The 12342-nt window shown below is 56.0% G+C and carries 12 protein-coding genes; 6 read left to right on the forward strand and 6 right to left on the reverse strand.

All coding sequences use genetic code 11. From position 1 onward, the window contains the following. Window positions 1–38 precede the first annotated feature (38 nt). The 3 genes from galU to ACR0AU_RS07905 all read left to right on the forward strand — a co-directional run bounded on the left by galU (window position 39) and on the right by ACR0AU_RS07905 (window position 3697). Complete coding sequence (gene galU, locus ACR0AU_RS07895) at window positions 39–932, forward strand: UTP--glucose-1-phosphate uridylyltransferase GalU (RefSeq protein WP_170732732.1); 894 nt, start codon at window positions 39–41, stop codon at window positions 930–932. Between the two features lie 71 nt (window positions 933–1003). Further along, on the forward strand, window positions 1004–2440 hold the full coding sequence (locus ACR0AU_RS07900) for a mannose-1-phosphate guanylyltransferase/mannose-6-phosphate isomerase (RefSeq protein ID WP_480591205.1): 1437 nt from the start codon (window positions 1004–1006) through the stop codon (window positions 2438–2440). A 180-nt stretch (window positions 2441–2620) separates the two neighbouring features. Further along, on the forward strand, window positions 2621–3697 hold the full coding sequence (locus tag ACR0AU_RS07905; RefSeq protein WP_480795511.1) for a DUF2793 domain-containing protein: 1077 nt from the start codon (window positions 2621–2623) through the stop codon (window positions 3695–3697). 172 nt (window positions 3698–3869) lie between these two features. On the opposite strand, the gene ACR0AU_RS07910 is transcribed toward ACR0AU_RS07905, so the two are convergent. From ACR0AU_RS07910 to ACR0AU_RS07920, 3 genes are read right to left on the reverse strand one after another with little or no spacing between them, the layout of a single operon-like run. Further along, window positions 3870–4949 carry a helix-turn-helix domain-containing protein gene (locus ACR0AU_RS07910; RefSeq protein ID WP_170801691.1) on the reverse strand — a complete coding sequence of 360 codons (1080 nt, stop codon included), beginning with the start codon at window positions 4947–4949 and terminating at the stop codon, window positions 3870–3872. Between the two features lie 59 nt (window positions 4950–5008). Further along, window positions 5009–5746 carry a hypothetical protein gene (locus ACR0AU_RS07915; protein ID WP_170596179.1) on the reverse strand — a complete coding sequence of 246 codons (738 nt, stop codon included), beginning with the start codon at window positions 5744–5746 and terminating at the stop codon, window positions 5009–5011. Continuing rightward, a complete protein-coding gene (locus ACR0AU_RS07920; RefSeq protein ID WP_170422839.1) occupies window positions 5743–6279 on the reverse strand; it encodes a sigma-70 family RNA polymerase sigma factor in 537 nt (178 codons plus the stop codon). The genes ACR0AU_RS07915 and ACR0AU_RS07920 overlap by 4 nt, the downstream gene beginning before the upstream one ends. Window positions 6280–6365: 86 nt before the next feature. Here ACR0AU_RS07920 and ACR0AU_RS07925 point away from each other — a divergent pair, with 86 nt between their 5' ends. After that, window positions 6366–6947, forward strand: a complete 582-nt coding sequence (locus ACR0AU_RS07925; protein WP_170422841.1) for a YceI family protein — start codon at window positions 6366–6368, stop codon at window positions 6945–6947. 37 nt (window positions 6948–6984) lie between these two features. On the opposite strand, the gene ACR0AU_RS07930 is transcribed toward ACR0AU_RS07925, so the two are convergent. The 3 genes from ACR0AU_RS07930 to ACR0AU_RS07940 form a co-directional block, all read right to left on the reverse strand. Continuing rightward, complete coding sequence (locus ACR0AU_RS07930; RefSeq protein ID WP_480795512.1) at window positions 6985–8007, reverse strand: trans-3-hydroxy-L-proline dehydratase; 1023 nt, start codon at window positions 8005–8007, stop codon at window positions 6985–6987. A 63-nt stretch (window positions 8008–8070) separates the two neighbouring features. Continuing rightward, window positions 8071–9129 carry an ABC transporter ATP-binding protein gene (locus ACR0AU_RS07935; protein WP_480795513.1) on the reverse strand — a complete coding sequence of 353 codons (1059 nt, stop codon included), beginning with the start codon at window positions 9127–9129 and terminating at the stop codon, window positions 8071–8073. Next, window positions 9126–9920, reverse strand: coding sequence for an IclR family transcriptional regulator (locus tag ACR0AU_RS07940; RefSeq protein WP_480795514.1), 795 nt, complete (start codon window positions 9918–9920; stop codon window positions 9126–9128). Before ACR0AU_RS07940 ends, ACR0AU_RS07935 begins: the two co-directional genes overlap by 4 nt. Before the next feature lie 140 nt (window positions 9921–10060). Here ACR0AU_RS07940 and ACR0AU_RS07945 point away from each other — a divergent pair, with 140 nt between their 5' ends. Continuing rightward, window positions 10061–11320 carry an ABC transporter substrate-binding protein gene (locus ACR0AU_RS07945; protein WP_170394448.1) on the forward strand — a complete coding sequence of 420 codons (1260 nt, stop codon included), beginning with the start codon at window positions 10061–10063 and terminating at the stop codon, window positions 11318–11320. Between the two features lie 94 nt (window positions 11321–11414). Further along, the gene (locus tag ACR0AU_RS07950) at window positions 11415–12341 is read left to right on the forward strand and encodes a carbohydrate ABC transporter permease (RefSeq protein ID WP_170394445.1); all 927 of its coding nucleotides are present in this window, start codon (window positions 11415–11417) and stop codon (window positions 12339–12341) included. Window position 12342 lies beyond the last annotated feature (1 nt).

Here is a 12342-nt window from a genome sequence, read left to right on the forward strand (position 1 = left end):
CGAGAGTCGTCGGCAATATATAGAATTAGTGAGGTAATATGGTACGCAAAGTCACCAAGGCGATATTTCCCGTAGCGGGAATGGGCACTCGGTTTCTTCCGGCGACAAAGTCGGTGCCAAAGGAAATCATGACATTGGTTGATCGTCCGCTGGTCCAATATGCCATCGACGAAGCGCGTGCGGCCGGGATCACTGAATTCATCTTCGTGACATCGCGCGGAAAATCAGCGCTTGAGGATTATTTCGATCACAATCTGGTGCTGGAACAAGACCTCAAATCCAAGGGCAAAGACGAACTGCTTGAAGTATTGAACGCAACCAATATGGAAAGCGGAGCGATTGCCTATATCCGTCAACACAAGGCTTTGGGATTGGGGCATGCGGTCTGGTGCGCCCGTCGACTGATCGGGGATGAACCCTTTGCCGTGATGCTGCCCGACGATGTGATTGCCGCCGACAAACCCTGCCTACAGCAGATGGTCGAAGCCTATGAGGAAACCGGCGGCAACATGGTCGCCGCGATGGAAGTTCCCAACGAAAAAACCAGCTCCTACGGTATTCTGGATACCGGCCAGATTGTTGGAACGGTTGTCCGTGCCAAAGGAATGGTGGAAAAACCGAGACCAGAGAACGCGCCATCCAATCTTGCGGTGATCGGTCGTTACATCTTGGGTCCTTCGGTTCTGTACAATCTGAACCAGAAAAAGAAGGGAAGTGGTGGCGAAATCCAACTGACCGACGCAATTGCTGAGGATATTGGCAATGGTGTCCCTGTCTTTGGCTACAAGTTTGACGGACAGCGGTTCGATTGTGGTTCAAAGGCTGGCTTTCTACAGGCAACGGTCTCGTTCGCGTTGGCCCGCGATGATCTGCGCGACGACTTAAACCTATATCTGCATGAAGTCGTGGCCTCTGAACGGGCCGCACAATAGGCCTAGCCGTGTCAGCCATTCTGTATTCAATTCAGTAATTTTAGCTTTATAGTTCAGAAGGGGCAGACATTATGAGCACAGTCTATCCTGTAATTCTATGTGGCGGGTCAGGTGCTCGGCTTTGGCCGTTGTCGCGTAAAAGCTACCCTAAACAATTTGTTCCGCTGATCGGTGAAACCAGCCTGCTGCAGCAATGTGCCGAGCGGTTGAAAGGCCCGACCGATACGCCTTACGCCAAACCTCTGATCCTAACCAACGAGGCTTTCCGCTTTGTTGTCCCTGAACAGTTGATGGCCATAGGAATCGATCCGGGGCCGATCTTGATCGAACCCGAAGGACACAATACAGCACCTGCGGTGCTGGTCGCTGCCCTGCACCTTTCATCCATTGATCCCGACGGGATGATGCTGGTAGCCGCGTCGGATCACGTCATTCCAGACAGTGCGGCCTTTCACGAGGCCGTCACCGAAGGTGTCCGAACAATAGTCGAGCGTGGAGATCTGGTGACGTTTGGGATCACACCCGACCGACCCGAAACCGGGTATGGCTACCTTAAGCTCGCCCAAGCACCGGACTCGTCGGGCGCTTCTGTGCAACTTGACCGGTTCGTTGAAAAACCCGATCTTGAAAACGCCAGGGCAATGGTGGCTGAAGGGAGTTATCTTTGGAACTCGGGCATCTTTTTATTCGCGGTCAGAGATATCCTTGAGGCGTTCGACCAGCATGCACATGATCTAATTGCGCCCGTTCAGAAGGCGGTTGAGCATGCGCAGTGTGATCTGGGCTTCCTGCGGTTAGATCCCGAGGCCTGGGCGACGGTTCAAGACATCTCTATCGACTATGCGGTTATGGAGAAGGCCGACAATCTCAGCGTTGTCCCTTATGCCGCCGGGTGGTCAGACGTGGGCAGCTGGTCTGCCGTACAAGAGCTGAGCAACCCCGATCCAGACGGTGTTGCAACTGCCGGCGAAGTGACCGCCATAGATTGTCGCAACGTGCTTGTGCGTTCTGAATCGCCCGCGCTAGAAGTTGTTGCAATGGGGTTAGAGAACGTAATCACCGTGGCTATGCCTGACGCGGTTTTAGTCGCCAGCATGGACCGGACGCAAGACGTCAAGCAGGCCGTCGCAGCATTGAAGGCAAAAGGCGCCAAGCAGGCGGTAGCATTGCCCGTTGATCATCGCCCTTGGGGATGGTTCGAAAGCCTCGTCATTGGCGATCGGTTTCAGGTCAAACGCATTCACGTCCATCCCGGCGCTTCGCTGAGCTTGCAATCGCATCACCATCGGTCCGAGCATTGGATTGTCGTGGAAGGCACCGCCGAGGTGACTATTGACGACAAGGTACAGCTCGTGTCTGAGAATGAATCCGTCTATGTGCCGCTCGGGGCCGTGCACCGGATGGTAAACCCAGGCAAAGTGCCAATGGTTCTTATCGAGGTGCAGACCGGGACCTATTTGGGTGAAGATGACATTATTCGCTACGAAGATGTCTACGCTCGTGACTGAGATCTGATTTCAAGAACTGATCCAAGTTTGGGGCATCTGCAAGGCAGATGTCTCCATATTTCTGAGACCAAATCTTAAAAATTCGAAACCTGGGCGTTCGGCTGGGTCAGGCGGGATTTACGCACATCACGGCAGTGTGGCGCGCAATCATCATCGGACCGACACCACAGGAGGATGCCCATGCCACAGAACTCTCCCCGTCTAAATCTGCCCTATCTGCAACCCGCGCAGGCCCAAAAACATGTGACCCATAACGAAGCGCTGCGTGCGCTAGATCTGGTGGTGCAGCTAAGCGTTGCGTCCGTTAACGCGACTATCCCACCAGCTGCTCCTGATCAGGGTGAAACCTATGCATTGGGCACGTCTCCGACCGCGGCATGGTCCGGACAGGATGGAAAACTGGCGGCTTGGTTGGACAACGGGTGGCATTTCTTGACGCCCGACATGGGCTGGCGGGCTTGGGATCAAAATGCAGGGCTGTTGAAAGTCTGGGACGGGTCGGCGTGGATCGACCCGCCGGTCAATACACAGAACCTTTCCGGGATCGGCATCGCAACCGGATCAGACAGCACAAACCGTCTGGCCGTACGTAGCCCTGCCACCTTGTTGACGCATGAGGGCGCTGGCCACCAACTCAAGATCAACAAGGCTGGTGCCGGTGATACTGCCTCGCTGCTGTTTCAATCGAACTGGACCGGCCATGCCGAAATGGGCCTATCCGGCGATACAAATTTTTCAATCAAGGTCTCGCAGGATGGCGGAAGCTGGGTCGATGCTTTGCGGTTTGACGCCACAACCGGAACAGCCAGCGGAGCGGCTGTGCAAAGCAGCGCCGATGACACCACCTCGGGTCGCCTGATGCGGGCAGATTACGGGTACGGACCGGGCAATGTGCTGGGCACCGTATCCGAAAGCAGCGGTGTACCCAGCGGAGCGGTGATCGAGAGGGGCAGCAAGGCAAATGGTGACTACACGCGCTTTGCTGACGGAACCCAGATTTGCACCGCCGTTCTAGGTGCGGTGGCCTGCACGACCGCAACTGGTAGTATGTTCGCCAGCGGTACCGCCAATTGGGATTTCCCTATTGCCTTTGCTGACAGCAGTTCTCCCGCTCTCAGCGGGAACGGCGGCGGTATTGGCCGATTTATGGGGTTTGACGCACCTTCAGAAACTCAAGCGACGTATCAGGTGATGGCTCCATCCTTGGACGCTACCAGTATAGCGCCAACAGTGATCGCAGTCGGACGTTGGTACTGAATAAAGACCGTTCGGGCCATCGCCCGGACGGTTATCGTTCTTGCAAATTGGTTTCTGACCGATCCAGACAACACGCAAAGATCTGTCTTATCCTGTACCCAAGATCGATACCAGGAACCCAGCTAACAACCCTATCATTTCACTCTTTGTGAAAGCGGCAGATCAAGGCCAGTTACAAGGCCGCCGTCCATACGCGATATCGACCCTGCCCGGTTACTTCGCGGATTAGCCCCCTATCGCTGAATTTGTCCAGATTTCGCTGTGCCGCTGCACGCGAGGCATGGGTCAGTTCTTCGGCCAGCGGGGCGGAAACCATCGGCCAAGCCGTCAATGCATCAATCAGCACGGGTGGGGTACGACCGCTTAGGTCCGAAATGGCGTCGCGGGCGCGCCCTTCCCAAGCGCTGATCCGGTCCAAATGCAGCAAAGCCGCAAGTGAGGCCTGGCCTGCCCCCTGAATCCAAGCCGAAAGTTTCTCGTCCAACGATCCTGCCCCCCGCAATGCACCTGGGCCCGACAGAGAAAGCGGCATGAACAATGCGCCACCTCGACCCATCGCGGAGGCATGACGGGCCGCGATGACAGCGGCCTCGGTATCTTGTCCAATGCCAGAAGACAACGCGCGCCACGCGTGAAATCCGATGGCGGCCTGGGTAACCGGGTGCAAACCGGCGACATTTCGCATGGTTTCCGCCAGATCAATCACTGCTTCGGGTGTATCTTCGAAACCTTGGGCCTGACGGTCTAGAAAAGCGGTCAGCCCCGCATCCCAGCCGCCCTCTGATGGCGCAGCACCCGACGACAGCCGCCTCACTGCCCATCCCGCCCGATACAAAGCCTGCACATCATCACCGGTTGCTCCGATCCGCAAACCGGTCCAAAGCGCAAGGCGGTCGACGCTGATCCGATCGCCCGTCCACCAGCCCAGATCCGAGACCTCCATCAGGGCCAGACGGTGACCCCACCCCTTGGGACCCGCGCGCAAACGTTCATCCAGAGCTCCAAATGTCACGGCCAGATCGGCAAGTTCAGCTGATAACTCGGATTGGGCCGCACGCCAGTCCCTTGGGTCAAACAGCAAACGCTGGTCCGGTCTCGGTACAGAGGGTAGAAATTCTCCCGGGTCTTCCTCGCCGTCGGGCGGAAGGAACCACAAATCGTCGTCTTCCGGCGGATCGGCGTCATAGATGCTGCGCGGCCCTTCTTCCAAGGCCTCATCATCCGGGTCCGGTATCTGAGGGTTCGGCTTCATGTCGGGTATTCTTCGGGCATTTACCGCGGTTCACAAGTGGTTTTGCGGATTCTTGTCGCTCAGCCTGAGAACGCCTCGGTCAAAACACTTAGTTCTCCACTCAGGTCTGTTTGCGCATCTCCACCCAACAGCATATAGCCGTAGCCATCATTCGCCCATGTCGCTGTCGCAAGACCACTGAGCACCGCAAGGTTCACATCCTTGACCGGTGCTCCCGCGCCTTGCCGGATCACACAAAACGCCACCGGATTGCCCTGAGCGTCAGCAAAGACCACCTGCACCAAAGGTTTACCTTTGAACGACAGTACCTGAGCACGTTTCAGATCAAGGCCCGGCAGAGTTTCCAACACGTCCCGGTTCAGTGAACGACCCAACTGAGCCTCGGCCTGAACAAACTGCGCGTCCAGCGTTTGCTGAGAATTGTCCAGATCGGCAATCGTGTCCGGTGAATAAAGCGATTGATAGATCGCAGCCTGCTCCGCCCAGCCCAATGCCTGTGGTCGCGTGGCCCAGAATGTTGCAGACGCAGCAATAACAGCAACTGAGGCTGCGACCGCCAGCAAACGGAGCGGTCCGGCATTGGATTGTTGAGCGCTCGGAATGGGCAGATCGATCGAAGGCGCCTCAGTTGGAATGCCTTCAAAAGCCTGCTGCACAACCTGGGCAAATGGGTCGAGCGCCATGAGTCGGTGTTCGAGTGCAGAATCCTCGGCCACCGCGTCTTCGATGGCGCGGGCTTCGGCCTCATCGAGGCTGCCTTCCAGATAGGCCAGAAGTGTTTCGTCGGAAAACTTCATTTGCCACTCCGTTGCACGGTGTCAGCCGCATCGTGCTGCATAACGGTTTTCAGTTTCTGCCGGGCATTGGAAAGCCGGCTCATGATTGTGCCGATGGGTACGTCCAGCATATCCGCAGCTTCGCGGTAGCTGTAGCCTTCGACAAACACAAGCATCACCGTTTCACGTTGCGCCTCTGGCAGCTGCATCACTTGAGTAAACACCTGAGCGGCGAAAATATTCGTTTCTGAATCAGGCCCTGTCGCGACTAATTCCGCCTCGGGCGTGACTGAAAGCGCCTGTGCCTTTCTTACGGATCGCGCCCGTATCTCGTTTAGCCATATTGAACGGCAGATCGTCATCAGCCAACTGTCCAGCCGTTCATACGAGGTGACCTGGTGGTGCTTCTCCAACGCCCTCAACGCCGTCGCCTGCAACAGATCATCTGCAACATCCGACGCCCCCGACAAAGCCAGCCCAAACCGCCAGACCCGTTTCGAGTGGGTCTGGATCGCGCCGCGCACGGCTTGTTCGGTGCTTATCTCAACACTCATCGAATAAAACGCGACCTGTGTGTGTTTGCTTTGACATGGGACTGGGCCCGCTTGGTCAGAACTGTCATAGATCCTGGAGGAAAGAAATGAAACTTCTGTTCAAAACAATCACGATTGCGTCGGCTATTATTGCAGGCCCGGGTCTGGCCGCTGATTGGACACTAAACCCGGATGCGTCTCATCTGGCTTATGGAACGGTCAAGATCGATGATGTTGGAGAGGTCAATTCTTTCACCAACCTTTCGGGTCATGTCAGCGAAGATGGCAAGGTTAATATCGATATCGATCTGTCGTCGGTCGAAACGAATATCGACATCCGTAACGAACGGATGATCGAGTATGTGTTTCGCAAGGCCGCGACCGCGACATTGAGCGCGAATATTGATATGGACCAAGTGTCGAAACTGGATGTGGGAGCCAGTAACACGATTGAGGTGGATGCGAAGCTGGCTCTGGCGGGGACCGAGGTGGAATTCTACACCGATATGTTTGTCCTGCGTGTGGCCGAAGATACCGTCATGGTTTCAACCAACGACATGGTGTTCATCAGCACCGAGGATGCGGGCGTTTCGGCAGGCGTAGACAAGCTGATGGAGTTGGCACAACTACCCAGCATCACCCGCACCGTACCGGTGACCGCACGATTGATGTTCAGTCTCGAAGGCTGAAACCTAAGAAAAGTGCGGGGTCGAATTTGGCCCCGGCTTATGCCCCCCAAGTGTCGCTTAGGCGATAGCCGCCAGGCCATGGGTCATCGGGGTCCAGCATGTGCTGGTGCGTACCCGTAATCCAGCCTCGCCCCGAGATTTCCGGGGTGATCGCCACGCGGCCGTTCAGATCATGCCGCTCTACGATACGGCAGCGAAATTCACTGTTGATGACTGAACGCGCGTGGTAGCGATCGGTCATCGTCATTTCTCCCTTGGCCAGCAAAACCGCCATCCGGGCTGAAGCACCGGTGCCACAAGGTGAACGATCCAGCTTACCCGGTTTGATGGCGACAGTATTACGTCCGATGAGAATATCGCCCTGACGATCGAGCGGGCCTGCAATCTGGCAGAACGAAATGTGGCTCCAGTCTTTAGAAGGGTGATCGAAGCCAAGCTGCTCATTGGCGGCATCGGTGATACGCGCGCCAGTCCTTGCAAGATCAGCCCCTTCATCAGGGGTAAGCTCGAAACCCAGATCGGCGGCATCGACAATTGCAAAACTGTCGCCACCAAACGCGGTATCCACGCGCAACGTCCCGATGCCCTCAACCTCGATCCGGGCATCCAGCTTGTCGACGAAACTTGGTACATTATGCACAAAGATACGTTCGGCCTTGCCATTGCGGCATTCGGCGCGGACGCGGATCAACCCTCCTGGGGCTTCCAATGTCAGATGGGTTTCAGGCTCGTGCATCGGAAGAATGCCACTGTCCAACAGAACCGTTGAGACACAAATCGAGTTGGAGCCTGACATCGGTGGCGTGTCTTCTGGTTCCATGATGATGAACGCTGCATCCGCCTCGGGTTTTTTTGGTGGAACCAGAAGATTCACATGGCGAAAGACACCGCCGCGAGGTTCATTCAGCACGAAATCCCGCAATGTCTGGTCTTCAGCGATAAAGGTCCTTTGGTCCCATATCGTCTCTCCCGGAGGCGGAGCGACACCACCGACGATAACGTCGCCCACTTCGCCTTCAGCATGGGCCGAGATTACATGGATGGTTTTGGAACTGCGCATAAAGCCTCCGAAAAGCCGATGGATAATGCGCAGTCATGCAAAACAGATCCGGTCTGGCAAGCCCTATCGCAGCCGCTGACCCGTCTCGGGATCGAACAGCATCGCACGCTCAGGACGAACCGAAAGCCCGATGCGGTCACCGGTCGTACTGCGTTGGTCTTCCCGTTCTTCCACAATCAGCTTATCGCCATTTGGCGTCAGCAGATAAGAATATGAAACACCACCGAGCGCTTCGGTCAGATCAACTGTGCAGGTGTCACCGTTTCGATCCACCTGAATATGCTCGGGGCGAATACCCAATGTTACTTTCGTCGCTCCTTTGGGAACGCTCTCGGTGACCGGGACATCATCAGTAAGTGCAGGGTGCCGCACTATGCCGTCCACGACATCGCACTCAAGGAAGTTCATTGCAGGAGACCCGATGAAACCCGCCACGAACTTATTGTCGGGGTCGCGATACAGGTCCATAGGGGCTCCCACTTGCTCAATCCGACCGTCGCGCAATACCACAATCTTGTCGGCCATGGTCATCGCCTCAACCTGATCGTGCGTAACATAGATCATCGTCGCGCCAATTTCCTGATGAAGCCGCGCAATTTCAACCCGCATTTCCACGCGAAGTTCTGCATCCAGATTCGAGAGCGGTTCGTCGAACAGGAACACCTCGGGGCCGCGCACAATGGCACGCCCGATCGCGACCCGCTGACGCTGACCGCCGGACAACGCTTTGGGTTTGCGTTTCAGATATTGGTCGAGCTTCAGAATATTTGACGCTTCCTGAACCTTCTGATCGATCTCGGCCTTGGCAACACCGTTCATCCGCAGACCAAATCCCATGTTCTCGGCCACGGTCATATGGGGATAGAGCGCATAGGTTTGAAAAACCATCGCCACTCCGCGTTTGGCAGGATCCACATGCGTGACTTCACGTGCGCCGATATGGATTTCCCCGTCCGAGGTTTCTTCCAAACCCGCGATCATCCTCAAAAGCGTGGACTTACCGCAGCCCGAGGGGCCCACGAATACGCAAAACTCACCATCTTCAATCTGCAGATCAATCCCGTGAATGACCTGTGTCTGGCCATACCGTTTGATCGCGCCTTTCAGGGTTACACCTGTCATGTTGCTTGCATCCTATTCTGTTGGCCCTCGGGGAACCGCCACGCCTGTGCTTCTGTGCCGATCTGTTCAGCGACGCGCCGGACGCGCGGCACCCAAGATTGCAATTGCTCGAAATCCATTCGCCCAGTCGATCCTGTCACCGAAAGGCCCCCCAACATGCGGCCCCCGTTAGTCAGAATCGGGCAGGCAATGCAGATGATGCCGGGCTCATGCTCTTCATCATCAACTGCGTAACCACGGCTGCGGATCTTAACGAGATCAGCCCGCAATGCCTTTTCCGAGGCCAAGGTCTTGTCAGTGAACCGATGAAAGCTTTGTTGCGAGATCGTCTTTTCCAACTGTGCCTCGTCCAAATAGGCCATCATCGCTTTGCCAACGCCTGTGCAATAGGCCGGGCCGACCTTGCCGGCCTCAGAATACATCTCAATTGGTCGTTGCGCGTTGCGCTTATCCACATAAAGCACCTGCCCGGAATCAAGTTGCGCCAAGTGCACGGTCTCCCCTGTCTCGGCGCTGAGAGCGTCCAGGAAAGGCCGCGCAATTGGAGCTAATGAGCTATGCGTCCATGCCGAATGCGCCAGTCGCACCAATCGCATACCTGGCGAATAGGTCTGCCGTTCCGGTTCGTAGTGCAGCATGCCCTGATTGGTTAGCGACTGCAGAAAACGGTATAGCGTCGCCTTGGGAAATTCACTGCGTTCCAGCAATTCCCCGAACCGCACCGGGCGTTCGAAGGCCGCGACCTGTTCCAGCACGTCACATGCTTTTCCTATTGTTCCGTCACCTGCCACGGGTGCCTGTTCTCCTCCACTTTCCCTCGGCTTTGGGCACGAGGGTCTTGACAAGAGTAGCCGAGTCGATGTGTAGTTTTCAATATATAAAACAAGGTTTCAATATTTGAGACCAATATGGAAGCTTAAGGGAGGAAACTATGCATTCCATGTTCAAGCGCACAGCGGCTGCTTTGGCTGCCAGTGTGGCACTTGCTGCGCCCGTCGCGGCAGAGCTGACCGGCGAGCTGCGAATCTTCCTCGATACGTCCAACCCGGCGCCGCGCGCGACGATGGAAGCGATGATCGAGCGATTCGCGGCCGAACATCCCGGTCTGGAAATCGAAACCACCGTGATCGACCGTGAGGCCTACAAGACCCAGATTCGCAACTTCCTGACGGCTGACACGCCAGACGTTGCCACCTGGTATGCAGCCAACCGGATGAAGCCTTATGTTGAAGCGGGTCTTTTCGAAGACGTCTCGGACCTGTGGGCTGAACCTGAAATCGCCGACAATCTGGCCTCGACCAAAGGTGCGATGACCATAGATGGCAAACAGTGGGGTGTTCCGTACACCTACTATCAATGGGGCGTTTATTACCGCAAAGACATCTTTGATGAGCTGGGTCTGACCGAGCCGACCACTTGGGAAGAAGAACTGGCCAATTGCCAGAAGATCGTCGATTCCGGCCGCGCCTGTTATACCATCGGCACCAAGTTCCTGTGGACAGCAGGTGGCTGGTTTGACTACCTGAACATGCGCACCAACGGGTTCGACTTTCACAATCAACTCGCAAATGGCGAGATCAGCTGGGAAGACGACCGGGTTAAGCAGACCTTCGCCAACTGGAAACAGCTGATCGACATGGGCGCATTCATTGACAACCACCAGACATATAGCTGGCAAGAAGCCCTGCCCTTTATGGTCAACGGTGAGGCCGCCGCCTATCTGATGGGTAACTTCGCTGTGGCTCCGCTGCGTGAAGCAGGCCTGACCGACGATCAGTTGGACTTCTATCAGTTTGTCGCCATCAACCCCGATGTTGAACTGGCCGAAGACGCGCCGACCGATACGTTCCATATCCCGGCCAATGCCTCGAACAAGGAAGCCGCGCGTGAGTTCCTGCGTTTCGCAGTCTCTGCGGACGAACAGACCGAAATCAACAACGGTGCAAACCTCGGCCAGTTGCCTGTGAACGCGCAATCTGCAGTGGACGACGACAAGTTCCTGCAGCAGGGCTTTGTCATGCTATCGTCTAACAGCCCCGGCGGTGTTGCACAGTTCTGGGACCGCGACGCACCAGCGGAAATGGCAAAAGTGTCGATGGAAGGCTTCCAGGAATTCATGGTCAAGCCGGACAACGCTGACAAGATTCTGGCCAAGCTGGAACGTGCGCGCGAGCGCATCTACGACAACTAAATCTTGTCCAGGGTCGGGCTGAAGCCCGGCCTACACCTTGCACAATAGTAGGGCGGGCTTCAGCCCGCCTTCACCCACCAGATCCGAGATGCCCATGACCGCTGCCGTTGACGCCCCCGAGCAAGAAAGCTGGTTCCACAGAAACCAACAGCGCATCGCGCCCTGGCTGTTTTTGGCTCCGGGTCTGTTGTTCTTCATGGTCTATGTGATCATCCCGGTCTTTCAGTCTTTCAATCTGTCTCTTTATGAATGGGACGGTTTAGGTGCAGCTGAATATGTCGGCTTTCGCAACTATGAAGATCTGTATTGGGAATGGGTGGACCGCGACGCTTTCTACATCTCGCTCAAGAACAACCTGATCTGGCTGATCCTGTATCTGGCCGCAATCCCTGCAGGCTTGTTTATCGCACTGTTCCTGAACCAGACGGTCTGGGGCATCCGCCTCTACAAGTCTTTGTTCTTCTTTCCCTTCGTCATCTCTCAGGTCGTCGTTGGGCTAGTATTCACATGGTTCTACGACCCAACCTTCGGCCTTCTAAATGAATTCCTAAGCCTCTTTGGCCTCGGTCCACTGAACGTGCTGGGGGATGAGCGCTTCGTAACCTACGGCATCATCTTCGCAGGTCTATGGCCACAAACGGCCTATTGCATGATCCTCTACCTCACCGGCCTGAACGCCGTCGACCCCGAACAGATCGAAGCCGGGCGTCTGGACGGCGCAAAAGGTGGGCGAATGCTGTGGCACATTATTCTGCCGCAGCTGCGCCCGGCAACCTTCATCGCATTCGTTGTGACAATCATCGGCGCGCTGCGCAGCTTTGACCTGATCTCGATCATGACACAGGGCGGTCCTTTTGGTTCGTCCCGCGTGCTGGCCTACTACATGTTCGAGGTCGCGCTGTCCGAATACGGCTTCCGCATGGGATATGGCGCAGCTATCGCTGTGATCTTGTTCCTGATTATGCTCTGCTTCATCGCCTACTTCCTGTGGTCGATGTACCGCGAAGAAAGGGGGCACTGAG

The sequence above is a fragment of the Ruegeria sp. CG1 genome (assembly GCF_056537265.1).

Bases quoted from the DNA above. Each gene is read 5' to 3' on its own strand.
- galU (WP_170732732.1), top strand. From the start codon at position 39: ATGGTACGCAAAGTCACCAAGGCGATATTTCCCGTAGCGGGAATGGGC.
- ACR0AU_RS07900 (WP_480591205.1), top strand. From the start codon at position 1,004: ATGAGCACAGTCTATCCTGTAATTCTATGTGGCGGGTCAGGTGCTCGG.
- ACR0AU_RS07905 (WP_480795511.1), top strand. From the start codon at position 2,621: ATGCCACAGAACTCTCCCCGTCTAAATCTGCCCTATCTGCAACCCGCG.
- ACR0AU_RS07910 (WP_170801691.1), bottom strand. From the start codon at position 4,949: ATGAAGCCGAACCCTCAGATACCGGACCCGGATGATGAGGCCTTGGAA.
- ACR0AU_RS07915 (WP_170596179.1), bottom strand. From the start codon at position 5,746: ATGAAGTTTTCCGACGAAACACTTCTGGCCTATCTGGAAGGCAGCCTC.
- ACR0AU_RS07920 (WP_170422839.1), bottom strand. From the start codon at position 6,279: ATGAGTGTTGAGATAAGCACCGAACAAGCCGTGCGCGGCGCGATCCAG.
- ACR0AU_RS07925 (WP_170422841.1), top strand. From the start codon at position 6,366: ATGAAACTTCTGTTCAAAACAATCACGATTGCGTCGGCTATTATTGCA.
- ACR0AU_RS07930 (WP_480795512.1), bottom strand. From the start codon at position 8,007: ATGCGCAGTTCCAAAACCATCCATGTAATCTCGGCCCATGCTGAAGGC.
- ACR0AU_RS07935 (WP_480795513.1), bottom strand. From the start codon at position 9,129: ATGACAGGTGTAACCCTGAAAGGCGCGATCAAACGGTATGGCCAGACA.
- ACR0AU_RS07945 (WP_170394448.1), top strand. From the start codon at position 10,061: ATGCATTCCATGTTCAAGCGCACAGCGGCTGCTTTGGCTGCCAGTGTG.
- ACR0AU_RS07950 (WP_170394445.1), top strand. From the start codon at position 11,415: ATGACCGCTGCCGTTGACGCCCCCGAGCAAGAAAGCTGGTTCCACAGA.